Origin of the sequence: Leclercia sp. G3L (assembly GCF_021117075.1) — a bacterium.
In the GTDB taxonomy this organism is placed as follows: Bacteria; Pseudomonadota; Gammaproteobacteria; order Enterobacterales; family Enterobacteriaceae; genus Enterobacter; species Enterobacter adecarboxylatus_C.
Window position 1 is genome coordinate 1,768,276 of record NZ_CP088265.1, and the last position, 23,955, is coordinate 1,792,230.

Annotated in this window: 25 protein-coding genes and 1 other RNA gene; 10 read left to right on the top strand and 16 right to left on the bottom strand. The window is 56.1% G+C overall.

Annotated features, from left to right (window positions below):
* The 7 genes from garL to LRS40_RS09935 all read left to right on the top strand — a co-directional run bounded on the left by garL (position 1) and on the right by LRS40_RS09935 (position 6,817).
* Entirely contained in the window at positions 1 to 771 is a 771-nt protein-coding gene (garL, locus tag LRS40_RS09905; RefSeq protein ID WP_156264705.1) for a 2-dehydro-3-deoxyglucarate aldolase, read from the top strand.
* Between the two features lie 31 nt (positions 772 to 802).
* Entirely contained in the window at positions 803 to 1,693 is an 891-nt protein-coding gene (gene garR / locus LRS40_RS09910; protein ID WP_156264704.1) for a 2-hydroxy-3-oxopropionate reductase, read from the top strand.
* Between the two features lie 60 nt (positions 1,694 to 1,753).
* On the top strand, positions 1,754 to 2,899 hold the full coding sequence (gene garK, locus LRS40_RS09915) for a glycerate 2-kinase (RefSeq protein ID WP_142487212.1): 1,146 nt from the start codon (positions 1,754 to 1,756) through the stop codon (positions 2,897 to 2,899).
* A gap of 32 nt (positions 2,900 to 2,931) precedes the next feature.
* An RNA gene (gene rnpB / locus LRS40_RS09920) (RNase P RNA component class A) lies at positions 2,932 to 3,309 on the top strand.
* A gap of 155 nt (positions 3,310 to 3,464) precedes the next feature.
* The gene (locus LRS40_RS09925) at positions 3,465 to 3,875 is read left to right on the top strand and encodes a Spy/CpxP family protein refolding chaperone (protein ID WP_142487211.1); all 411 of its coding nucleotides are present in this window, start codon (positions 3,465 to 3,467) and stop codon (positions 3,873 to 3,875) included.
* 284 nt (positions 3,876 to 4,159) lie between these two features.
* The gene (locus LRS40_RS09930) at positions 4,160 to 5,491 is read left to right on the top strand and encodes an amino acid permease (RefSeq protein WP_156264703.1); all 1,332 of its coding nucleotides are present in this window, start codon (positions 4,160 to 4,162) and stop codon (positions 5,489 to 5,491) included.
* A 21-nt stretch (positions 5,492 to 5,512) separates the two neighbouring features.
* A complete protein-coding gene (locus tag LRS40_RS09935) occupies positions 5,513 to 6,817 on the top strand; it encodes a serine dehydratase subunit alpha family protein (protein WP_231313614.1) in 1,305 nt (434 codons plus the stop codon).
* Positions 6,818 to 6,855: 38 nt separating this feature from the next.
* Here LRS40_RS09935 and LRS40_RS09940 read toward each other — a convergent pair whose 3' ends face one another.
* Entirely contained in the window at positions 6,856 to 7,557 is a 702-nt protein-coding gene (locus LRS40_RS09940) for a pirin family protein (RefSeq protein WP_142487208.1), read from the bottom strand.
* 105 nt (positions 7,558 to 7,662) lie between these two features.
* Between LRS40_RS09940 and LRS40_RS09945 the strand changes: the two genes are divergently transcribed.
* Positions 7,663 to 8,559, top strand: a complete 897-nt coding sequence (locus tag LRS40_RS09945; RefSeq protein WP_106994774.1) for a LysR family transcriptional regulator — start codon at positions 7,663 to 7,665, stop codon at positions 8,557 to 8,559.
* A 39-nt stretch (positions 8,560 to 8,598) separates the two neighbouring features.
* On the opposite strand, the gene LRS40_RS09950 is transcribed toward LRS40_RS09945, so the two are convergent.
* The 11 genes from LRS40_RS09950 to LRS40_RS10000 all read right to left on the bottom strand — a co-directional run bounded on the left by LRS40_RS09950 (position 8,599) and on the right by LRS40_RS10000 (position 15,928).
* Entirely contained in the window at positions 8,599 to 8,964 is a 366-nt protein-coding gene (locus tag LRS40_RS09950; RefSeq protein WP_142487207.1) for a DUF805 domain-containing protein, read from the bottom strand.
* A gap of 107 nt (positions 8,965 to 9,071) precedes the next feature.
* Positions 9,072 to 10,058, bottom strand: coding sequence for a glutathione S-transferase family protein (locus LRS40_RS09955; protein ID WP_142487206.1), 987 nt, complete (start codon positions 10,056 to 10,058; stop codon positions 9,072 to 9,074).
* A gap of 65 nt (positions 10,059 to 10,123) precedes the next feature.
* Positions 10,124 to 10,516, bottom strand: a complete 393-nt coding sequence (locus LRS40_RS09960; protein WP_181247303.1) for a DoxX family protein — start codon at positions 10,514 to 10,516, stop codon at positions 10,124 to 10,126.
* Between the two features lie 221 nt (positions 10,517 to 10,737).
* Positions 10,738 to 11,052, bottom strand: a complete 315-nt coding sequence (locus LRS40_RS09965; protein WP_156264700.1) for a YqjK-like family protein — start codon at positions 11,050 to 11,052, stop codon at positions 10,738 to 10,740.
* A complete protein-coding gene (locus LRS40_RS09970) occupies positions 11,049 to 11,447 on the bottom strand; it encodes a phage holin family protein (protein ID WP_142487203.1) in 399 nt (132 codons plus the stop codon). Before LRS40_RS09970 ends, LRS40_RS09965 begins: the two co-directional genes overlap by 4 nt.
* Positions 11,448 to 11,449: 2 nt before the next feature.
* On the bottom strand, positions 11,450 to 11,755 hold the full coding sequence (locus LRS40_RS09975) for a YqjD family protein (RefSeq protein ID WP_032614327.1): 306 nt from the start codon (positions 11,753 to 11,755) through the stop codon (positions 11,450 to 11,452).
* Positions 11,756 to 11,784: 29 nt separating this feature from the next.
* Positions 11,785 to 12,153 (bottom strand): DUF1090 domain-containing protein, encoded by a 369-nt coding sequence (locus tag LRS40_RS09980; protein ID WP_231313615.1) that lies wholly within the window; start codon positions 12,151 to 12,153, stop codon positions 11,785 to 11,787.
* 155 nt (positions 12,154 to 12,308) lie between these two features.
* Positions 12,309 to 12,692, bottom strand: coding sequence for an EnvZ/OmpR regulon moderator MzrA (gene mzrA, locus LRS40_RS09985; protein ID WP_142487200.1), 384 nt, complete (start codon positions 12,690 to 12,692; stop codon positions 12,309 to 12,311).
* A 4-nt stretch (positions 12,693 to 12,696) separates the two neighbouring features.
* Positions 12,697 to 13,359 carry a DedA family general envelope maintenance protein YqjA gene (yqjA, locus tag LRS40_RS09990; protein WP_059307126.1) on the bottom strand — a complete coding sequence of 221 codons (663 nt, stop codon included), beginning with the start codon at positions 13,357 to 13,359 and terminating at the stop codon, positions 12,697 to 12,699.
* Between the two features lie 351 nt (positions 13,360 to 13,710).
* A complete protein-coding gene (gene exuR, locus LRS40_RS09995; protein WP_142487199.1) occupies positions 13,711 to 14,487 on the bottom strand; it encodes a transcriptional regulator ExuR in 777 nt (258 codons plus the stop codon).
* 142 nt (positions 14,488 to 14,629) lie between these two features.
* Complete coding sequence (locus LRS40_RS10000; protein WP_142487198.1) at positions 14,630 to 15,928, bottom strand: MFS transporter; 1,299 nt, start codon at positions 15,926 to 15,928, stop codon at positions 14,630 to 14,632.
* Positions 15,929 to 16,407: 479 nt separating this feature from the next.
* On the opposite strand from LRS40_RS10000, the gene uxaC reads away from it, so the two are divergent.
* The gene (uxaC, locus tag LRS40_RS10005) at positions 16,408 to 17,820 is read left to right on the top strand and encodes a glucuronate isomerase (protein WP_231313616.1); all 1,413 of its coding nucleotides are present in this window, start codon (positions 16,408 to 16,410) and stop codon (positions 17,818 to 17,820) included.
* An 18-nt stretch (positions 17,821 to 17,838) separates the two neighbouring features.
* Complete coding sequence (locus LRS40_RS10010) at positions 17,839 to 19,326, top strand: UxaA family hydrolase (RefSeq protein ID WP_231313617.1); 1,488 nt, start codon at positions 17,839 to 17,841, stop codon at positions 19,324 to 19,326.
* A gap of 76 nt (positions 19,327 to 19,402) precedes the next feature.
* Here LRS40_RS10010 and sstT read toward each other — a convergent pair whose 3' ends face one another.
* The 4 genes from sstT to LRS40_RS10030 form a co-directional block, all read right to left on the bottom strand.
* Complete coding sequence (sstT, locus tag LRS40_RS10015) at positions 19,403 to 20,644, bottom strand: serine/threonine transporter SstT (RefSeq protein ID WP_231313618.1); 1,242 nt, start codon at positions 20,642 to 20,644, stop codon at positions 19,403 to 19,405.
* Between the two features lie 261 nt (positions 20,645 to 20,905).
* Positions 20,906 to 21,874, bottom strand: a complete 969-nt coding sequence (locus LRS40_RS10020) for a TerC family protein (RefSeq protein ID WP_142487194.1) — start codon at positions 21,872 to 21,874, stop codon at positions 20,906 to 20,908.
* A gap of 424 nt (positions 21,875 to 22,298) precedes the next feature.
* On the bottom strand, positions 22,299 to 23,297 hold the full coding sequence (locus LRS40_RS10025) for a Gfo/Idh/MocA family protein (RefSeq protein ID WP_142487193.1): 999 nt from the start codon (positions 23,295 to 23,297) through the stop codon (positions 22,299 to 22,301).
* A 70-nt stretch (positions 23,298 to 23,367) separates the two neighbouring features.
* Complete coding sequence (locus tag LRS40_RS10030; RefSeq protein ID WP_231313619.1) at positions 23,368 to 23,871, bottom strand: YgjP-like metallopeptidase domain-containing protein; 504 nt, start codon at positions 23,869 to 23,871, stop codon at positions 23,368 to 23,370.
* Positions 23,872 to 23,955 lie beyond the last annotated feature (84 nt).

The following is a 23,955-nucleotide window of genomic DNA, read 5'->3' on the forward strand; positions in this document are numbered from 1 at the left end:
ATGAGTAACGATATTTTCCCGAACAAATTTAAAGCGGCCCTCGCGGCACATCAGATTCAGATCGGCTGCTGGTCGGCGCTGGCAAGCCCAATCAGCACCGAAGTGCTGGGGCTGGCAGGTTTTGACTGGCTCGTACTCGACGGTGAACATGCTCCGAACGACGTCACCACCTTTATCCCGCAGCTGATGGCGCTGAAAGGCAGCCACAGTGCGCCGGTGGTACGTGTCCCGACCAATGAGCCGGTGATCATCAAACGCCTGCTGGATATTGGCTTCTACAACTTCCTGATCCCGTTTGTGGAAAACGTCGAAGAGGCTGTGCAGGCGGTGGCGTCCACCCGTTATCCGCCAGAAGGCATTCGCGGCGTGTCTGTCTCCCATCGCGCCAATATGTTTGGCACCGTGCCGGACTACTTCGTCCAGTCGAACAAAAACATCACCATCCTGGTGCAGATTGAGAGCCAGCAGGGCGTGGACAACGTCGATGCGATCGCCGCCACTGACGGCGTCGACGGCATCTTCGTCGGCCCAAGCGACCTGGCGGCCGCCTTTGGTCATCTGGGGAATGCGAATCACCCGGAAGTCCAGCGCGCCATTCAGCATATCTTTGCCCGCGCCAAAGCGCACGGTAAGCCGTGCGGCATCCTGGCGCCGGTCGAGGCCGATGCGCGCCGTTACCTGGAATGGGGCGCGACTTTTGTTGCCGTTGGCAGCGACCTCGGCGTGTTCCGCTCCGCGACTCAGAAGTTAGCGGATTCCTTCAAGAAATAATCACCACCACTGAATAAAGAGAGACGCAATTATGACACTGAAAGTTGGTTTTATTGGCCTGGGTATCATGGGTAAACCAATGAGTAAAAACCTCATCAAAGCAGGTTACTCACTGGTGGTTGCTGACCGTAACCCGGAAGCCATTGCCGAAGTGATTGCCGCAGGCGCAGAGACCGCTACCACGGCAAAGGCGATTGCTGAGCAGTGCGATGTGATCATCACCATGCTGCCAAACTCCCCACACGTGAAAGAGGTGGCGCTGGGCGAAGGCGGCATTATTGAAGGGGCCAAACCGGGCACCGTGCTGATCGACATGAGCTCCATTGCACCGCTGGCCAGCCGTGAAATCAGCGACGCGCTGAAAGCGAAAGGCATCGACATGCTGGATGCGCCGGTGAGCGGCGGCGAGCCAAAAGCCATCGACGGCACCCTCTCTGTAATGGTGGGCGGCGACAAGGCGATTTTCGACAAATATTACGATCTGCTGAAAGCGATGGCCGGCTCCGTGGTGCACACCGGTGAGATTGGCGCAGGTAACGTCACCAAGCTGGCAAACCAGGTGATTGTGGCCCTGAACATTGCGGCGATGTCCGAAGCCCTGACCCTGGCGACCAAAGCGGGCGTTAACCCGGATCTGGTGTATCAGGCGATCCGCGGCGGCCTGGCGGGCAGCACCGTGCTGGATGCTAAAGCACCGATGGTGATGGATCGTAACTTTAAGCCTGGCTTCCGTATCGATCTGCACATCAAGGATCTGGCCAACGCCCTGGACACCTCCCACGGCGTGGGTGCCCAGTTGCCGCTGACCGCGGCGGTGATGGAGATGATGCAGGCCCTGCGTGCCGACGGGCTGGGGACTGCTGACCACAGCGCCATTGCCTGCTATTACGAAAAACTGGCGAAAGTGGAAGTCTCTCGCTAACAAAGACGGGCGCGGGAACGCGCCCGCTATTTTTGCCTTAAGCGGTAACAGGCTATAACTATGAAAATCGTAATCGCCCCTGACTCTTACAAAGAAAGCCTGTCTGCCACCGAGGTAGCGCGGGCGATAGAAAAAGGCTTTCGGGAGATCTTTCCCGATGCAGAGTATGTTTCGGTTCCCGTGGCGGATGGCGGGGAAGGAACGGTTGAAGCGATGATTGCCGCCACCAACGGCACGATGCAGCACGCGGTGGTGACGGGACCACTGGGCGAAAGCGTTAACGCCTGCTGGGGGATCTCCGGCGATGGCGTGACGGCGTTTATTGAGATGGCAGCGGCAAGCGGACTGGCTCTGGTTCCTCCGGCCCAGCGCAACCCGTTGATTACCACCTCCCGCGGCACGGGCGAGCTGATCCTCGCCGCACTCGATAAAGGCGCGCGCAATATTATTATCGGGATTGGCGGCAGTGCCACCAACGACGGCGGCGCCGGAATGGTGCAGGCGCTGGGCGCAAAACTGACTGACGCCAACGGCACCGATATCGGCCACGGCGGCGGCAGCCTGATGGCGCTGAACAATATTGATATTTCGACGCTCGATCCGCGCCTGAAAACCTGCGCGATCCGGGTGGCCTGTGATGTGAGCAATCCGCTGATCGGCGAGCAGGGCGCATCCCGCATCTTTGGCCCGCAGAAAGGGGCCACGGAAGCCACTATCCTGGAGCTCGATAACAATCTTTCCCACTACGCCGATGTGATACATACCGCACTGCGTATTGATGTCAAAAATGTCCCTGGCGCGGGTGCGGCTGGCGGCATGGGCGCTGCGCTGATGGCGTTCCTCGGTGCGGAGCTGAAGAGCGGCATCGAAATCGTCACCCAGGCGTTGAATCTCGAAGAGCATATTCATGACTGCACCTGGGTGGTGACGGGTGAAGGTCGTCTGGACAGTCAAAGCATTCACGGCAAAGTGCCGGTAGGCGTGGCGCGCGTCGCCAGCAAGTATCATAAGCCGGTGATCGGTATTGCCGGCAGCCTGACCAGCGATGTCGGCATTGTGCACCAGTACGGTATCGACGCGGTGTTCAGCGTCCTGACCAGCATCAGCACTCTCGAAGAGGCATTCCGCGGCGCGTTTGACAATATTTATCGCGCTTCGCGCAATATTGCCGCCACCCTGCGGGTCGGGATGCTCACCGAAGGGTGACAGCGGGGCGCAAACCCTCTATACTGCGCGCCGAAGCTGACCAGACAGTCGCCGCTTCGTCGTCGTCCCTTTCGGGGGAGACGGGCGGAGGGGAGGAAAGTCCGGGCTCCATAGGGCAGGGTGCCAGGTAACGCCTGGGGGGGAAACCCACGACCAGTGCAACAGAGAGTAAACCGCCGATGGCCCACGCAAGTGGGATCAGGTAAGGGTGAAAGGGTGCGGTAAGAGCGCACCGCGCGGCTGGTAACAGTCCGTGGCACGGTAAACTCCACCCGGAGCAAGGCCAAATAGGGGTTCACATGGTACGGCCCGTACTGAACCCGGGTAGGCTGCTTGAGCCAGTGAGCGATTGCTGGCCTAGATGAATGACTGTTCAACGACAGAACCCGGCTTATCGGTCAGCTTCACCATTTTCAAACAAAAACCCGCTTCGGCGGGTTTTTGCTTTCTGCATTCTCTGCCGGTTCTTACATACAAAATTGTTTATATACTTCATCACAGATCGACATCCGTAATTGAAAAATACTCCTGGGTTCTTCCCTGACAGATAATTAAGGATTGTGAGATGAAAAAGATTTTCCGCATCGCGCTGATGACGGCAGCCCTGACGGGTGTTATGGGTGTGGCGCAGGCGGCAGAGGTCGCCACCGCGCCCGCGCCGACGCAGGATCCGATCGTACAGCAGCTGAAACTCAGCAGTGAGCAGACCACGAAAATCAAGGCTCTGCACCAGCAGCTGGAAGATAACGTCGCGAAGATCTCAACCGACAACGTGAAAAATGGCACTCTGATTAACGTCATCCAGTCAGGCAAGTGGGATGAAAAAGCGGTCAAAGATCAGCTGGCGGCGTTCAGTCGTATTGAAGAGCAGGCGCGTTACTACCGCGTGAAATATTACTTCGATGTGAGCCAGGTGTTGACCCCTGAACAGCGCGCCGAGGTCCGCTCGCAAATCGCTCAGGCGATGACCCAATAAGCGACTCGCCCCTGACAAGAGAGCATCAACCCGCGCCTGTCGCGGGTTTTTTATTTCTTGAAGTGCATCACAATGAGAAAATAGTCTCTCTTCTCATTTTATAAAAAGTATTTTTTTCTCTGAATCGGCAAAATCCACATTAATGTTGTGACTTTTTTCTCTTCCTCTCCCGGTATGATTTTTCCATTCAAATAACAAACACCTGCACCTCTCTGAATCATTATCGCTGATGAGCAGATACCCATAAAAATAACTGTCTACCCTACAAAATAAGCGAGAGCCTAATGGATACGGCGACAAACAGCAGCGTGATTGTGAACGACTCCCCGGCGGCAAGACGGGCAGGAATGAGTGAAAGTGAATGGCAGGAAGCGATTAAATTCGACAGTACCGATACCGGTTGGGTCATCATGAGTATCGGGATGGCCATTGGCGCGGGCATTGTTTTTCTCCCGGTGCAGGTTGGCCTGATGGGACTGTGGGTTTTTCTGCTGTCCTCGATTATCGGTTATCCGGCCATGTACCTGTTTCAGCGGTTATTTATTAACACCCTGGCGGAATCACCGGAGTGCAAAGACTACCCGAGCGTGATTAGCGGCTATTTAGGCAAAAACTGGGGCATCTTATTAGGAGCGCTCTATTTCGTGATGCTGGTTATCTGGATGTTCGTTTACTCCACGGCGATCACCAATGACAGCGCATCCTATCTGCATACCTTCGGCGTGACCGACGGCCTGCTGTCAGAGAACCCGCTCTATGGTTTGTTTCTGATCTGTATTCTGGTGGCAATCTCCTCGCGCGGCGAAAAGCTCTTGTTTAAAGTTTCCAGCCTGATGGTGCTTACCAAATTGCTGGTGGTGGCTGCGTTAGGATTATCGATGATCGGCATGTGGCATCTGTATAACGTCGGGACGTTACCGCCGGTGGGGCTGTTGATTAAAAACGCCATTATTACACTGCCCTTTACCTTAACCTCCATTCTGTTTATTCAGACGCTCAGCCCGATGGTGATCTCCTACCGCTCACGTTCGAAATCGATTGAAGTGGCGCGGCATAAAGCCCTGCGGGCGATGAATATCGCGTTTGGCATTCTGTTTGTGACCGTCTTTTTCTACGCGGTTTCTTTTACCCTTGCGATGGGGCATGACGAAGCGGTTAAGGCCTATGAGCAAAATATCTCTGCCCTGGCGATTGCCGCGCAGTTTATCAGCGGTGACGGCGCGGGTTGGGTCAAAATCGTCAGCGTGGTGCTGAATATCTTCGCAGTCATGACGGCATTCTTTGGTGTCTATCTCGGCTTTCGTGAAGCCACTCAGGGCATCGTCATGAACATCCTGCGTCGCAAATTGCCAGCGGAAAAAATCAATGAACGTACCGTACAGCGCGGCATTATGCTCTTCGCCATTCTGCTTGCCTGGAGCGCCATCGTATTAAACGCGCCGGTGCTGAGCTTCACCTCTATCTGCAGCCCCATTTTCGGCATGGTGGGCTGCTTAATTCCGGCGTGGCTGGTCTACAAGGTCCCTGCGCTGCACAAATACAAAGGCGTGTCGCTGGTGATCATTATCATTACCGGGCTGCTGCTTTGTGTTTCTCCTTTCCTCGCATTTTCGTGAGGCGCAATGAAGGTCGTAACGATGTCTGAGCAAATGAATCCTTTGTGGAACCTGTTTATTCACGCGGTGCAGGAAGAGGTAAAACCTGCGCTGGGATGTACGGAGCCTGTTTCGCTGGCGCTGGCCTGTGCTATAGCGGCTAAGCAGTTGAGTGGTGAAATTACACAAATAGAAGCGTGGGTTTCACCGAATTTAATGAAAAATGGACTGGGTGTGACGGTGCCAGGCACCGGAATGGTGGGGCTACCGATTGCTGCCGCGCTGGGAGCTATCGGTGGCAATGCCCAGGGCGGGCTGGAGGTGTTAAAAGATGCCTCCGCAGAGGCCGTCGCCCGAGCGAAAGCGTTACTTAAGGCCGGAAAGGTGCAGGTGAAGTTGCAGGATCCCTGCGACGAGATCCTCTATTCCCGTGCACGTGTTTATGCCGGGGATAAATCGGCAAGCGTCACCATTGCAGGCGGTCATACCCGGGTTGTGCAGATTGATTGTCAGGGTAAAACCTGTTTCAGGCTCGATGAGCAACCGCAGGGGTGTACCGGCGATCCGCTGGCGATGCTTTCGCGCGCCACGCTGTCGCAGATCCTTGAGTTTATTGAGCATGTGCCGTTCCCGGCGATCCGTTTTATTCTGCAGGCGGCGCGTCTGAACGATGCGTTATCCCGGGAAGGATTATCCGGCAAATGGGGGTTACATATCGGCGCGACCTTGCATAAACAGCAGGCGACCGGTTTTTTTGCCCGGGATCTTGGCTCGGAAATTGTGATCCGCACCAGTGCCGCGTCGGATGCCCGCATGGGCGGTGCGACGCTGCCCGCCATGAGCAATTCCGGATCGGGTAATCAGGGGATTACTGCCACCATGCCGGTAGTGGTGGTCGCTGAGCATGTTCAGGCTGATGACGAAAAACTGGCGCGGGCGCTGATGCTTTCGCACCTGTCGGCGATTTATATCCACTATCAGCTTCCTCGGCTGTCGGCACTGTGTGCGGCAACCACGGCAGCCATGGGGGCAGCGGCAGGTATGGCATGGCTACTGGATGGCCGTTATAACGCTATCGCGATGGCGATAAGCAGTATGATTGGTGATGTCAGCGGGATGATCTGTGATGGTGCGTCTAACAGCTGTGCGATGAAGGTCTCGACCAGCGTAAGCTGCGCCTGGAAGTCGGTGATGATGGCGCTCGATGACTCTGCTGTTACCGGCAACGAAGGGATTGTGGCGCATGATGTCGAACAGTCTATCGCCAATCTCTGCTCACTGGCATGCCGCTCAATGCAGGCGACCGACCAGCAGATTATCGAAATAATGGCGCAAAAGGTGTCCTGAAATGATGCCCCTCTCTCCTTGCGGAGCGAGGGGCCGTCTTACACCGGCAAATCAATCAGCAGCGCCCGCAGGGGCGTATCGGCCACCAGGGTGATATTCGCCTCGTCGCGGATAAACGCCCCATCCCCGCAGGTCAGCGCTTCCCGCTCTTCGGCTGGCGTTAACGCATGAACCGTGCCATGAATGGACTGCAGATAGGCGCGCGGGCCGTGCAGCTGGAAGCTCAGGCGCTCCCCTTTATTCAACTCGATATGATGCACCCACACCTGCTGGCGTAACTGCAGGCTGCCTGCGCTGCCGTCGGGCGAGGCCAGCAGCTGCTGCTTCCCTTCCAGCAGATCGATCTTCTGGAGCGGCGGGTTTTCACGCTCCGGGCAGGCATCCAGCCACAGCTGCATCCGCGTCAGCGTCTTATCTTTGCTGAGGTTGTGCTCGCTATAGCTAATGCCTGGCTGAGTGGCTATCAGCAATGCTTCACCGGCTTTCGCCTGGACATGGTTGCCCTCGCTGTCGCGATACTCTGCTTCGCCTTCAAGAATCAGGTTCAGGATATCCACTTTTGGATAGGTACGCGGCTGGAACGAGGCCCCGGGTGCGAGTACCTCCTGATTCAGTACGCGCAAAGAGGCATAGCCCAGCAGCTTCGGGTCAAAGTAGTGTCCAAAGGAAAAGGTGTAGCGGGCCTGCAGCCAACCGAAATCGGCTTGTCCGCACTGTTTGGCTGTTCTTGTCGTAATCATAAAACTTGACCTCTCTTTACACTAAAACAATGGTAAAGGTATGGACGCTGCATTGTTAGCCAGATATTCTGCCCGGTATGTTCAAATTTACTGAATGAGAACGCCATGGCTAAAGAGAGAGCATTGACCCTTGAAGCACTGCGGGTGATGGACGCGATCGATCGACGCGGTAGCTTCGCCGCAGCAGCGGATGAACTGGGGCGCGTGCCATCTGCCCTGAGCTATACCATGCAGAAGCTGGAAGAAGAGCTGGATGTGGTGCTGTTTGACCGCTCCGGTCACCGAACAAAATTCACCAACGTCGGGCGAATGCTGCTGGAGCGCGGTCGCGTACTGCTGGAAGCGGCGGATAAACTGACCACCGACGCTGAAGCCCTGGCCCGCGGCTGGGAAACGCACCTGACGCTGGTCACCGAGGCCCTGGTGCCCACCACTGCGCTCTACCCGCTGGTGGATCGCCTGGCGGATAAAGCCAATACCCAGCTGTCGATTATCACCGAGGTACTCGCCGGGGCGTGGGAGCGTCTGGAGCAGGGACGGGCCGATATCGTCATCGCCCCGGACATGCACTTCCGCTCTTCGTCCGAAATCAACTCCCGCAAGCTCTATAAAGTGTTGAACGTCTACGTCGCAGCACCGGATCATCCGATCCACCAGGAGCCGGAGCCGCTCTCCGAAGTGACCCGCGTGAAGTACCGCGGCGTGGCGGTGGCGGATACCGCCCGCGAGCGCCCGGTATTAACTGTCCAGCTGCTCGATAAACAGCCGCGTCTCACCGTCAGTACCCTGGAAGATAAGCGTCAGGCGCTGCTGGCCGGGCTGGGCGTGGCCACTATGCCGTATCCCTTTGTGGAAAAAGATATTGCCGAAGGACGGCTGCGGGTCGTCAGTCCGGAGTACACCAGTGAAGTGGATATCATAATGGCGTGGCGACGTGACAGCATGGGCGAAGCCAAATCCTGGTGTCTGCGCGAGATCCAGAAGCTGTTTACCCAGAAGTAATCTGAAGGCCCGGCAGGCGCAGCGCCGCCGGGCAATCCATCAGTTGTTTAGCAGCGGATCCGGCCCAAAACGGTTTTCACCTACCGTTCCGCGCTGGCAGTTGAAGATCAAAATAATTATCCAGCCGAGCACCGGGATCAGTACCAGCAGCAGCCACCATGCCGACCTGTCGGTATCGTGCAGTCGGCGAAACAGTACCGCCCACCCCGGCAGAAACACCAGCAGGCCATATACCGTGGTGAGAATGCCCTCGCCGCCAGCCCGCTCCCAGCCCAGCATTTTGTCGATGAGGCCCAGGACGCAGATCAGAATGAAGTTCACCAGAATAAACATCCAGTATTCTTTGCGCCGGGCGCGCCCTTTAAACCCAATATAATTTCGCAGTACTTTTAGATACCAGTCCATTTGTTGTGGCCTCAGTAGCAATTAATCACTTGTTTTCTAAGGGTGCAAATAAAGCATAGACGGGAATAAAAGAGGGGTAAAGGGCGCCAGAAAAGCGCCCCTGAGGCTTAGTCGAAGCGAGCGTCGCGGCCGTGCGGTTCAGTCAGATCCTGCCACGGGCCGATGGAAATAATGCCCGTCGGATTAATGGTTTTGTGGCTGCGGTAATAGTGGTTACGGATATGGTCAAAATCGACCGTCTCCGCAATTCCCGGCATCTGATAGATGTCGCGCAGGAAACCGTACAGATTGAGGTAATCGCTGATCCGGCGTTTGTCGCACTTAAAGTGGGTCACGTAAACCGGGTCGAAGCGAACCAGAGTGGTCCACAGACGAATATCGGCTTCGGTCAATTGGTTACCGGTCAGATAGCGGTGCTGACCCAGGATTTGCTCCAGACGCTCCAGTGACGCAAAGACGTTATTCACGGCTTCGTCATAGGCTTCCTGGCTGGTGGCAAACCCGGCCTTATAGACGCCGTTATTGACGTTGTCGTAGATCCAGCTATTCAGGTCATCAATTTTATCGCGCAGCGCCGGCGGATAAAAATCGCCCGCCCGGGCGCCGTGAGCATCAAACGCGGTGTTCAGCATGCGGATAATCTCCGCCGATTCATTGCTGACAATGGTCTGATTTTTCTTGTCCCACAGTACCGGAACGGTTACCCGGCCGGTGTAGTGCGGGTCGGCGCGCAGGTAAAGCTGATAGAGAAAATCGTGGTGATAGAGTGAATCGCCGGTGGCCGCCGGGAAATCGCTGCCGAAGGTCCAGCCATTTTCCAGCATCAACGGATGCACCACCGAGACGGGGATCAGCGTCTCCAGCCCCTTCAGGGCGCGGACGATCAGCGTGCGGTGTGCCCACGGGCAGGCAAGCGAGACATAGAGATGGTAACGATCTTTCTCTGCCGCAAAGCCGCCTTCGCCGCTCGGGCCAGGCGCGCCGTCCGCGGTAAGCCAGTTACGGAAGGCCGAAACGGAGCGCTTAAAACGCCCTCCGGTGGATTTGGTGTCATACCAGGTATCCTGCCAGACGCCGTCTACGAGTTGTCCCATCTTTTCCTCCTTAGATAGCAAAAGCGAGGAGATATCTCCTCGCTTTTTGATTCAGTATAGCGTGCTTACCACTTCTTATTCAGAACGCGGTCGATGCTGTATGCACCCGGGCCGGTGATGGCCAGCAGCAGGAAACCGCCTGCGATGGTCAGGTTTTTCATGAACATCAGGGAGTTCACGCCTTCCGCAAAGTTGCTGTGGAACAGGAACGCCGTCAGCAGGGTGAAGCCTGCGGTAAACAGTGCCGTAGTGCGGGTCAGGAAACCGAACAGGATCGCCAGACCACCCCCAAATTCAAGCAGAATGGTCAGCGGCAGCAGGAACCCCGGGACGCCCATCGCTTCCATATACTGTTGCGTACCGGCGTAGCCACCGATTTTGCCCCAGCCTGCGGTAATAAACAGGATTGGCATCAGGATACGCGCAACCAGTACACCAACATCTTCTAATTTTTTCATCTTACTCTCCAGGGAACCACTTGGGCTATAAATACTATTTAGTGTGCAAAATCGGGCGGATGCCGCGGTCTCGCTGACGATGGAGAGAATCATAAACGGGGTGAATGGGGATTGTTAGCAAGGAAAACTGTCAATCTTTTTCAAAGATATTGAGCAAGGCGGGACGGCACAAAAAAGTAAAGCGCCAGAAGGCGCTTTACCGGGTGAGGCAGAGGACAACGTCAGCGTGCGTCGGATTTGCGGAGTTGCTGCTGATTAATCGTCGATTTCACCAGCTTCCAGGCACTCCAGATACCGAAACCGCGGCGCGCCCAGCGGATCAGCATATTTGGATGTCGGACTGCCCGCACCGCCATAATGCTGCTCGCCACCAGCGCCCAGGCGCGGAGGCTCAGGAAGGTATTCCAGCCACGGTCGTAAGCGTGGGTCGCTTCCAGCCAGTCGCGGCTGCCTGCTGACAGATCAATCCGCTGCTGCTGGATCTGGCTTAGCAAAAATGCCTTCTCTCGCTGACGTTCTGATCTGCTTCTGCTCACTTTTTCTCATCCTCCAGCAATGACCGGTCGTTAGCCAGTTCCTTACGGGTATGGTGCAACAGGGTCGAGTGGCGCACCTTGCGCATCGTCCATATTCCACCTATCAGAGCGGCGAGCAGCAGTACCACGGTTGTGCCAATCATCACATTGAGGCGGTATTGCGGATCGACTGCCCAAATAATTAATACCATAAGGCTCATCAGGCCAAACGCGGCGAAGAGCATGGTCAACCCCAACATCAGTAGCAGCTGGAAGATGTTTGCTTTCTCTTCTTCCAGTTCAACCACTGCCAGGCGGATACGCGTCTCCGCGATGCCGACGAGAGTGGTTAAAATCCGCTGTCCGATACCGAGGACGTTTTTTGCGGGCCCTTGTGGTTGACGTGAATCTTCCATAATTAACGTCGCGTAAGGAGCATGCCGATGACGACGCCAACCGCAGCACCGATACCTACCCCGGCCCACGGATTTTCACGTACGTACTCATCGGCGCGCGCAGCGGCTTCACGGGTCTGTTTCGCCAGCACATCGCTGGTTTCGCCCAGACGGTAACGGCTCTCATGCAGGGCCTGCTCCGCTTTATTGCGCAGTTTACTCAGCTCTTCTTTCGACTTACTGCTCGAGGAGCTCAGCACCTCTTCCAGGGTATCCGCCAGGGACTTCAGTTCAGCGCGTAAATGGTCTGACGTAGTATCTTTTGACATGATTCTCTCCTGTTAAGATGTCCATTAAATCAGTAATCGCGAGACTCCAGCGCTTTCAGCTCGTTCTGCGCCTCCAGCAGCTTATGCTCACGTTTTGTAATCTTGTCCGCATCGCCTTTCTCTTTTGCCTCCGCCAGATCCTGGCGGCGTTCAGCAATCTCCTCTTTCTGATCGGCAATTTTGCGCTGATGATCGGCACGCAGCTTGCTGTCTGAACAGTTAGCTTTAACTTCGCTAAGGGCCTTCTGCAGCCCGTTGATTCGACTCTGATTGTTATGCTTTTCAGCGTAGCTGATCTCGCGTTGAATGTCCTTTTCCTTCTCCTGACACAGAGAAGACGCGAATGATGCTGCGCTTAAAGAAAAAAGGGCGAGGCCCAGGGCGATGCGGTAATTCATTATGAAAACCTTCCATTGTTTTTCGACATAACCTGCGGGAATGTCGATTTCCAGAGTTGTGCGGAGTACGAGTGGGAGGTGCTCCGCGTACTTAAGCATAGTAAGTAAACGGTGATATCACCAAAGTGAGTGAAAAGATTCAGAATAGTGGAAATTTAGCCTAACAGGCGCGAGGTATCACGCAGACGCGTCAGCCAGGCGGACGCCTGATTACCCTCATCCTGTTGGGCAATGATATAACCGTGCGGCAGGCTTCGGTCGAGCACCTTCTTCGCTGCGGCGCTCTGCACGCTGGAGTCGAAGGTGATCAGCAGCACGTCATTCTGTGGGGTAATGCTCTTGAACTGAATGCCGTTTGCATCCAGATGGTGCCAGATGGAGAAGCCATCTGGCATGCTGGTGCCCTGATTAACGGAGCGGATCGCCAGCGTTGATTCCTGCTTTTGCAGCGCCGTCCAGGCCAGCAGCAAGGCGCTGAACATCATCAGCGCAACCATGGCGTAAGAGAGACGGCGCAGTGACGGGGTTGAATTGCTCATTGCTTTAACCCTGACTTCCATGTTTTTTCTTCCACAACACCACCAGCGAACCAATCAGGCCAAACACCAGCAGCACGACGGGCAGCAGCATCAGGCAGGACATCAGCTGATCTTCGTACTTCAGGAATACCGGGGTCTTACCGAGCAGGTAGCCGAGGGTGGTCAGGATCAGCACCCATAGCAGGCCGCTCATCCAGTTAAAGAACTGAAAACGGGTGCTGCTGAGGCCGGAGAGCCCGGCAATCGTTGGCAGAAGGGTACGGACAAAGGCGATGAAGCGGCCCACCAGCAGCGCGGAGAGCCCGTGCTTATGGAACAGATGGTGCGCTCGCTGATGATAGTGTGCCGGGAGATGGGAAAGCCAGTTTTGCACGATGCGCGTATTGCCGAGCCATCGCCCCTGGATATAGCTCAACCAGCAGCCGAGGCTGGCGGCAATGGTTAGCAGCAGCACGGTTTGCGGGAACTGCATTGCCCCTTTTGCACAGAGCACGCCCACCAGCACCAGCAGACTATCGCCGGGCAGGAAAGCGGCAGGCAGCAGACCGTTTTCAAGAAACAGGATCATAAACAGGACAAAATAGAGCATGCCAATCATGGAAGGATTGGCCAGCGTTTCGAAATCCTGAGCCCATAAGGCGTTCAGTAGTTGGGTCAAAAGTTCCATTCAGTGTTCCTGAAAATCGGTTAACGGCACACCTGTCAACCGGGTCAAACAGCACGGCGACATTTTTTATAATTTCATTATGGTCGCTCGCGGACACAATGTGTGGCCAGAACTGTTCCCTGTTAAGTGGCAAAGTAAGCAAGCACTAACTAACAAGCTAAACGGCTAAATGCATCTAATTGTAACAAAGCCTGAAGGGATCCGTCACAGTATTTGCATCATTCCAGGATTGATTTTGGCTTAACCCAGGCAGAGGACGCGAGGTCTTTTACAAACGCTGACACTCTAAAGGTTTGCTTACCCACCGGGGCCGAAAGGCGCAGCGAAGCGCCTGCCGGTATAAAAAGGGGCTTATTTTGCGTGACTGACGGCAGTATCGAGATGAACCACCGGATTCTCCGCAAAAAGATAGCGGTCGGCATTGAATTCGAAGTCGTCGCTGGTTTCATTGAACAGCATCTGTTTGGTGTTCTCGAGATGCTGCCACATCGCCAGTTTTGCCGCATGCGGGTCTTTACGGATCAGGGCCTTGAGGATCTGGTCATGATCGTCGCACCAGTTATCCACGGTACGGGAATCGATGTGATCGTGCAGTTTTTTCCAGTACGGGTTATGAACGCGCTGAGTCCACATTTTTTCGACAATTGCCGCCAGGGCGGTGTTTTGCGTGGCGAGGGCCACCTGAACGTGAAACTGCAGATCCCACTCGGAGTCGCGGAAGCATTTTTCTTTACGCGCGTTATCCTGGATCTCCATCAGCTTCATGATGTCCTGCTTGGTCACCTGCGTCGCCGCGAACTCGGCGATATTGCTTTCGATAAGCTGACGGGCCTGGAGCAACTCAAAGGGGCCGTAGTTGGCAAACTCCAGATTTTCGTCCGGGGCCGGGGAGTGTTTTGCCTGACTGGAGATGACATGAATGCCTGAACCCTTACGCACTTCAACATAGCCTTCAACTTCCAGCATGATGATGGCTTCACGAACCACGGTGCGGCTTACGCTCTTCTCATCAGCAATAAAACGCTCGGCAGGTAATTTGTCACCTACCAGATACACGCCTTGCTCGATACGAGCTTTCAGCTCGGCAGCAAGTTGCTGATAAAGACGACGGGGTTCGTTGATTTCCATATGCGCTCCAGGCAGGGTATGGCTAATGATTTGTTATACCACTTTTACCCGTTTGTCTCCAGATTTGACCCGCAAAAAAGCCGCTCAGGAGCGGCCTTTTCATTGCCGGGCAAGCATAGCGCCACCCGCCATTACATATGCGCTAACTCTGCGTTGCCGGCCTTCCAACAGACTCTTGCTGCAACTCATCCGCAGATTTGTTTTTCAGCACCGTCCAGATAAGCACCGCACCCATCAGGTCGAACACCGCCAGGACCGCGAACAGTGGGCTGAAGCCGATGGTGTCAGCCAGCGCACCTACCACCAGAGCAAACATGGTGCTGGCAGTCCAGGCAGCCATCCCGGTCAGGCCGTTGGCAGTCGCCACTTCGTTACGACCAAAGACGTCAGAAGAGAGCGTAATCAGCGCACCGGACAGAGACTGGTGAGCAAAACCACCGATACACAGCAGACCAATTGCCACGTATGGGCTGGTGAACAGGCCGATCATACCCGGGCCAATCATCAGCAGGGCGCCCATGGTCACCACCATTTTACGGGAGACGATCAGGTTCACGCCAAACCAGCGCTGGAACAGCGGTGGCAGATAGCCGCCGACGATACAGCCGAGGTCAGCAAACAGCATTGGCATCCAGGCGAACATGGCGATCTCTTTCAGGTTAAAGCCGTAGACCTTAAACATGAACAGCGGGATCCAGGCGTTGAAGGTACCCCAGGCCGGTTCTGCCAGGAAGCGCGGCAGGGCGATACCCCAGAACTGACGGGTGCCGAGGATCTGCAGAACAGACATCTTCTTGCCGTTGTTGGTCTGGTGCTGAGACTCCTGGCCGCCGATGATGTAGTCGCGTTCTTCTTCAGACAGCTTCTTCTGATCGCGCGGGTGTTTGTAGAAGATCAGCCAGGACATTGCCCAGGCAAAGCTCAGCACGCCGGAGAGAATAAACGCCAGCTGCCAGCTGTGCATCACGATAGCCCACACCACCAGCGGCGGAGCAATCATTGCGCCGATAGAGGAACCCACGTTGAAGTAGCCCACCGCAATGGAACGCTCTTTCGCCGGGAACCACTCGGACGCCGCTTTCAGACCCGCAGGGATCATCGCCGCTTCCGCCGCACCGACTGCGCCGCGGGCCAGCGCCAGACCGCCCCAGCTGCCTGCCAGCGCGGTTGCGCCGCAGAAGATAGCCCAGGTGACGGCGAAGACCGCGTAGCCGACCTTGGTACCCAGAATATCCAGCACGTAGCCTGCTACCGGCTGCATGATGGTATAAGCCGCGGAGTAGGCCGCGATAATATAAGAATATTGTTGCGTGGAGATGTGCAGCTCTTCCATCAGCGTCGGTGCAGCCGCCGCTATGGTGTTACGCGTCAGGTAGCCCAGCACGGTGCCGAGCGTCACCAGTGCGATCATGTACCAACGTAACCCTTTAATTTTACGCATGTAAAACCTCATCGTTATGTTATTGCCGCACCGGAGTACGGGCATCCCTACGCCAGGCGTGAGATGTTTATCAACGGGAGGGTGTTACCGGGATCACTCCCGGAACGACCCGAACCTTGCCATAAGTAAACGTGCATAAGTCGGTATCCTTACCGCTGAGTCCGATGCCTGTGGCACCGGTAACGCATTCCGTCGGCTTATAATTTGCGACGGCGAAAAGATAACTTGTCATACAACTTTAAAAGGTGAGTGACATCACAAAAGTGTCAATCTTTGTAAGGACAATGTCTCTGCTCTGTTAGGCCAGAGCTGGCGCGGGGGTTAGCGGTATTTACCACTTTGGATGTAGATTATTTGTCGACGTTTATTGATCTAACTCACGAAAAAATCATCGGCCTCTGGAAATTGGTGTGATAACTTTGCAGCATCTGAACATTACTTTTCTGACGCACTCGTAGGCTCGTAAGAGGAAGACGATAATGACCCCGTTTATGACTGAAGATTTTCTGTTAGATACCGAATTTGCCCGCCGTCTGTATCATGATTACGCAAAAGACCAGCCGATTTTCGACTACCACTGCCACCTTCCGCCGCAGCAGGTTGCCGAAAATTACCGTTTCAAAAACCTGTATGACATCTGGCTGAAAGGTGACCACTACAAGTGGCGTGCTATGCGCACTAACGGGGTGGCGGAACGCCTCTGTACCGGCGATGCCTCCGATCGTGAAAAATTCGACGCCTGGGCCGCGACCGTGCCGCACACCATCGGTAACCCGCTGTACCACTGGACCCATCTGGAGCTGCGCCGTCCGTTTGGCATTACCGGCAAGCTGCTCTCTCCGGCTACCGCCGATGAGATCTGGAACGAATGCAACGAACTGCTGGCGCAGGACACCTTCTCTGCCCGCGGCATCATGAAGCAGATGAACGTCAAGATGGTCGGCACCACCGACGATCCGATCGACTCGCTGGAACATCACGCCGTTGTCGCGAAAGACAGCTCGTTTGACGTTAAAGTGCTGCCAAGCTGGCGCCCGGACAAAGCCTTCAACATTGAGCAGGCGACCTTTGCTGACTACATGGCGAAGCTGAGTGAAGTCTCTGATACCGAGATCCGCCGTTTCGGCGATCTGCAGACCGCGCTGGCGAAGCGTCTGGATCACTTTGCGGCTCACGGCTGTAAAGTGTCTGACCATGCCCTGGACGTGGTGCTGTTTGCCGACGCCAACGAAGCCGAGCTGGACAGCATTCTGGCGCGTCGTCTGGCCGGTGAAAGCCTGAACGAACACGAAGTGGCGCAGTTCAAAACTGCGGTACTGGTCTGGCTGGCGGCAGAATATGCCCGTCGCGGCTGGGTGCAGCAGTACCACATCGGCGCGCTGCGCAATAACAACCTGCGCCAGTTCAAGCTGCTGGGCGCTGACGTCGGTTTTGACTCCATTAACGACCGTCCGCTGGCGGAAGAGCTGTCGAAACTGCTGAGCAAACAGAACGAAGAGAATCTGCTGCCGAAAACCATCCTCTACTGCCTGAACCCGCGTGATAACGAAGTGCTGGGCACCATGATCGGCAACTTCCAGGGCGAAGGGATGCCAGGCAAGATGCAGTTCGGTTCCGGCTGGTGGTTCAACGACCAGAAAGACGGCATGGAGCGTCAGATGACCCAGCTGGCGCAGCTCGGCCTGCTGAGCCGCTTTGTCGGGATGCTGACCGACAGCCGCAGCTTCCTTTCTTATACTCGCCATGAATATTTCCGCCGCATTTTGTGCCAGATGATTGGCCGCTGGGTGGCAGCGGGCGAAGCCCCGGCCGATATCCAGCTGCTGGGCGAAATGGTGAGAAACATCTGCTTTAACAATGCGCGCGACTACTTCGCTATTGAACTGAACTAAGGCCTTCTGAGGGTTGATATGCAATACATCAAGATCCATTCGCTGGATAACGTAGCGGTCGCGCTGGCCGACCTGAGCGAAGGTCTGGACGTGACGTTTGATAACCATACCGTCACGCTGCGCCAGGACGTGGCGCGCGGGCACAAGTTCGCCCTGCAACCCATTGCCAAAGGGGAGAACGTCGTTAAATACGGTCTGCCTATCGGCCATGCGCTGGCGGATATCGCGGCGGGTGAATTCATTCACTCCCACAATACGCGCACCAATCTGAGCGATCTGGATGAGTACAGCTATCAACCTGAGTTACAGGCTGAGGCCAGCCAGGCGGCGGATCGTGACGTTCAGATCTACCGCCGCGCCAGCGGGGAGGTGGGGATCCGCAATGAACTGTGGATCCTGCCGACCGTCGGCTGCGTCAACGGCATCGCCCGTCAGATCCAGAGCCGGTTCCTGAAAGAGACCGGGCAGGCAGAAGGGACTGACGGCGTTCATCTGTTCAGCCACACCTACGGCTGTTCCCAGCTGGGCGACGACCACATCAACACCCGCACCATGCTGCAAAACATGGTGCGCCACCCGAACGCCGGGGCGGTGCTGGTGATCGGCCTTGGCTGCGAGAACAACCAGGTCGATGCCTTCCGCGAAACGCTGGGGGATTTCGATCCGGCACGCGTGCACTTTATGGTCTGTCAGCATCAGGACGATGAAGTGGAAGCCGGGCTGGAGCATCTGCATCAGCTGTATGAGGTGATGCGTCACGACAAACGTGAAGCGGGCAAGCTGAGCGAGCTGAAGTTTGGTCTGGAGTGCGGCGGCTCGGACGGCCTGTCCGGCATTACCGCCAACCCGATGCTGGGTCAGTTCTCCGACTACGTCATCAGCAACGGCGGCACCACCGTGCTGACCGAAGTGCCGGAGATGTTCGGCGCGGAGCGCATTTTGATGAGCCACTGCCGCGACGAAGCGACCTTTGAAAAGACCGTTACCATGGTCAACGACTTCAAGCAGTACTTTATCGCCCACAACCAGCCGATTTACGAGAATCCATCCCCGGGTAACAAAGCGGGCGGGATCACGACGCTCGAGGAGAAATCCCTCGGCTGCACCCAGAAAGCGGGCGCCAGCCAGGTGGTGGATGTCCTGCGCTACGGCGAGCGGCTGCAAACTCACGGGCTGAACCTGTTAAGCGCGCCGGGCAATGACGCCGTGGCCACCAGCGCCCTGGCGGGTGCGGGCTGCCATATGGTGCTGTTCAGCACCGGTCGCGGTACGCCGTACGGCGGTTTTGTGCCGACGGTAAAAATTGCCACCAACAGCGAGCTGGCGGCGAAGAAAAAGCACTGGATCGATTTTGACGCCGGTCAGCTGATCCACGGCAAAGCGATGCCGCAGCTGTTAACGGAGTTTGTGGATGTGATTGTTGATATCGCTAACGGCAAGCAGACCTGCAACGAGAAAAACGACTTCCGCGAGCTGGCGATCTTTAAGAGTGGTGTGACGCTGTAAGTGTGTTTGCCGGGCGGCACTGCGTTTGCCCGGCCTACGAAAGTAAAAGGCCCGGTCACTGACCGGGCCTTTTTTATTAGCTGCGCAGCGCGTTTTTCGCCAGACGCGCGTCTTCAGCCTGACAGGCCGCGGCGGTAAACAGCACGTCAGTCGAGGAGTTCAGCGCCGTTTCACAGGAGTCCTGCAGCACGCCAATGATAAAGCCGACCGCTACGACCTGCATGGCCACTTCATTCGGGATACCGAACATATTACAGGCCAGCGGGATCAGCAGCAGCGAACCGCCCGCCACACCCGATGCGCCGCAGGCGCACAGCGATGCCACGACGCTCAACAGCAGCGCGGTTGGCAGATCCACCGGAACGCCCAGGGTATGTACAGCCGCTAAGGTCAGCACGGTGATGGTGATTGCCGCACCCGCCATATTAACGGTTGCACCCAGCGGGATGGAGACGGAGTAGGTGTCACGATCCAGGTTCAGCTTCTCGGCCAGGGCCATGTTCACCGGAATGTTTGCCGCAGAGCTGCGCGTAAAGAAGGCGTAGACGCCGCTTTCACGCAGGCACGTCAGCACCAGCGGATACGGGTTACGGCGGATCTGCCAGAACACCAGCAGCGGGTTGATCACCAGCGCCACCAGCAGCATGCAGCCAACCAGCACGAACAACAGCTGGGCGTAGCCCCACAGGGTTTCAAACCCGGTGGTTGCCAGGGTGGAGGAGACCAGGCCGAAGATACCGATCGGCGCAAAGCGGATCACCACTTTCACCATAAAGGTCACCGCGTTGGACATGTCGTTAACCAGGTTTTTGGTGGTGTCGTTACCGTGGCGCAGGGCAAAGCCCAGCCCGACGGCCCACACCAGAATGCCGATGTAGTTAGCATTCAGCAGAGCATCAATCGGGTTAGAGACCATGCTCATCAGCAGGCCGCGAAGCACCTCGACAATGCCGGATGGCGGGGTGATATCACCCGCGGCAGAGGTAAGGTGCAGCGTGGACGGGAACAGGAAGCTAAACACCACCGCCGTCAGGGCGGCAGAGAAAGTACCCAGCAGATAGAGGAACAGAATCGGACGAATGTTGGTTTTCTGGCCGTGCTGGTGGTTGGCAATGGAGGCCATCACCAGCATCAGCACCAGCACCGGTGCGACGGCTTTTAACGCGCCAACGAACAGAGTGCCGAGCAGGCCGGTGGCAATAGCGGCCGGTTTAGAAACCAGTGCCAGTAAAATACCCAGCACCAGGCCTATCAGTATTTGTTTGACGAGGCTGCCCTGCGCCAGACGCGCGAGCAGACCAGTAGATTGTGTGGTCATGGAAAATTCCTTCAGTGAAATTGCGTTCCGTCCCGGGGGTGCTCTCAGGCACTTATCATCCCGGTTAGAGGTGTGTGGTTTGCAAGATTGAGTATATTGAAAGCGCAATGCGAGGGAAGCGTAAAATGCTGGGTTTTACGTGCTGCGTCATATTTTTTAACTGTATATTTACATTTTTGTCGGGTGGCGCTGCGCTTACCCGGTCTACAAACCGTAGGCCCGGCAAGCGTCGCGCCGCCGGGCATCAAACCGCACAAACCCTTACTGGATCTGCCGCTTCTTATCGTTCTGGTGGTTCACCCAGGCGTTGATAAGCAGGGTCAGGACCAGGATACCAAACACCACGCCCAGCGAGATGGCGATCGGGATGTGGTAGAAATCGACAATCATCATCTTGATACCGATAAACACCAGGATCACCGACAGGCCGTACTTCAGCATTGTGAAGCGCTCCGCCACGCCCGCCAGCAGGAAGTACATGGCACGCAGGCCGAGGATGGCAAAGAGGTTCGACGTCAGCACGATGAACGGGTCAGTGGTCACCGCGAAGATCGCCGGAATGCTGTCGACCGCGAAAATCACGTCGCTCAGCTCCACCATGATCAGCACCAGCAGCAGCGGGGTAGCGAACAGCAGCCCGTTCTTGCGCACGAAGAAGTGCTCGTTCTCGATGGTGTCGGTCATGCGCAGGTGGCCGCGGATCCAGCGCACCAGCGGCTTCTCGCCAATACCGGTTTCGTCTTCCTTCGCCAGCGCCATCTTCACACCGGTAAACAGCAGGAACGCGCCGAAGATATAGAGCAGCCATTCGAACTGCGAGATCAGCCAGCTGCCGGCGAAGATCATGATGGTACGCAGGACGATCGCGCCCAGCACGCCATACACCAGCACCCGACGCTGCAGGGCAGCCGGTACGGCAAAGTAGCTGAACAGCATCAGCCAGACGAAGACGTTATCCACCGCCAGGGCTTTTTCAATCAGATAGCCCGTCAGGAACGCCAGCGCCTGGGGATCGGCCACCGCGCGGCCCTGAGTGATAGAGAGATACCACCAGAAGGCGGCACAGAAGAGCAGGGAGAGGGTGACCCACACCAGCGACCAGGCGGCCGCCTGTTTCATGGTCATGCCATGTGCGCCGCGACGCCCCTGTAAAAAGAGATCGATCGCCAGCATGATCAGGACCACGACTGCGAATCCGCCCCACATCAGCGGAGTACCGACAGTATTCATAAAATTTTCCTTCCTGTACGAGCCTACCCCACAAGGCTATTTTGCTTGCCATTTTGAACCTGGGCAGTGCTCGCAATCCTCACGTACTACGTGTACGTTCCGGTTGCTGCGCGCTGTCCGTGTTCAAACTGTCTGCGCCAATTACGCCTTCTGGGGTAGGCTCTAAAAAACAAAAACGGCTATGGTCAGAAGACGATAGCCGTTGCGTTTTTTATGCATAGACCTCGCCTTCCGGCAAGGTCTCACTTACAACAAGAAAGGAATACGTTAATCGCATTCCTTTTTCGTTGCCCGGCGACCGGATGCGGGATTAAACGCATCGTAATGACGATCCACCGGCCAGGAAGTTACTCCCCTTTGCAGGTAACAAAATATGTCAGGCCATTGATTTCGTCAATGGCCTGCGCGAATTCATTACACAGCTTTACGCGGTAACTTCTGCATTCAGGCCATCCGCCGGGAACACCACCCCCGTCTGACGACGGATCTCGGTCTGTAGCTTCGCCGTGGTACGGCTCACCGCAAGGCCCGGATGGTTCACTTCCTGGGTTTCGACCAGACGCGCAAACACCTCTGCCTCATACAGCATAGTGTTGATATGTTGAGGCTGCGTCAGCTCCTGCGCCTTGCCGCCGCGCGGCACGTAGCTCAGCTTCTGGCACTCGGAGATCTTCTCAACCACCAGCGAGCCGTTTTCGCCCTGAATTTCGCTCGGCAGCACCGAGTCGCTCACCTTGGAGTGCTGCAGCGTGACGCTGAAATCACCGTAGTCCAGCACCACCAGACCGTGGGCATCAACACCGCTCTCCAGCAGGCTGGCGGTTGCCTGCACCCGGTGCGGCTCGCCCCACAGCGCCACCGCCGAGGCCAGGCAGTAGAAGCCGATGTCCATAATCGAGCCGTTGGAAAACGCCGGATTAAAGGTGTTCGGGTTTTCGCCGTCGAGATAGCGCTGATAGCGCGACGAGTACTGGCAATAGTTAATAAAGGCTTTGCGTACGCGGCCCACTTTCGACAGGGACTGCTGTAGCAGCAGGAAATTCGGCAGGCTGGCGGTTTTAAACGCTTCGAACAGCACCACTTGGTTTTCCCGCGCAAGCGCAATGGCGGCTTCCACTTCCTCTATATTGGAGGCCAGCGGCTTCTCGCAAATCACATGTTTTTTGTGGCTGAGGAACAGCGTCGTCTGCGGGAAATGCAGTGAATTCGGGCTGGCAATATAGACCGCGTCAATGGCATCGCTTTGCGCCATCGCCTCCAGAGAGGTAAACAGATGCTCGACGAGATAGTCGTTAGCAAAGGCCTGAGCCTGTTCAAGGCTGCGGGAATAGACTGCGGTGAGCTTATATTTGCCGGTCTCATGGGCGGCATCGACGAACTGGCGAGTGATCCAGTTCGTCCCAATGACTGCGAAACGTATCATAAACGTTCACGAACTCCGTAGCTGGGAACCTTTAGCCACTGTAGCACGTCAGAATGACAAAACGAGTGCGCTAATCCGCATTACTATTTAACGATAAATGCGTAAGCCACAAACGGGTATCAAACTCCAGCTGGTGATACTGCGGTTCCATATGGCAGCACAGGGAGTAGAACGCTTTGTCGTGCTCTTTCTCTTTCAGGTGCGCCAGCTCATGCACCACAATCATGCGCAAAAAGGCTTCCGGTGCGTTGCGGAACACGGTCGCCACGCGGATCTCGGCTTTGGCTTTCAGCTTGCCGCCCTGCACGCGGGAGATGGCGGTGTGCAGACCCAGGGCGTTCTTCAGCACGTGGATCTTGTTGTCGTACATCACCTTATTGATCGGCGGGGCGCTCTTCAGGTACCGGCTTTTCAGATCCTGCGTATACTGCCAGAGGGCTTTATCGGTGGCGAAATCGTGGGTCCCCGGGTAGCGTTTTTCCAGCACCGCGCCCAGCTTCTGCTCGGCAATCAGGCTGCGAACCTGAGAAAGTAAATGCTCCGGGTAGCCCTGGAGATAAGTCAGTTGGTTCATCAAAGCCCCAAAATAATTTGAAAACGGGTATACTCACGCACCCTTTTCAGGGATAACGCCGAAATTTTACCATTCAGGAGGGCC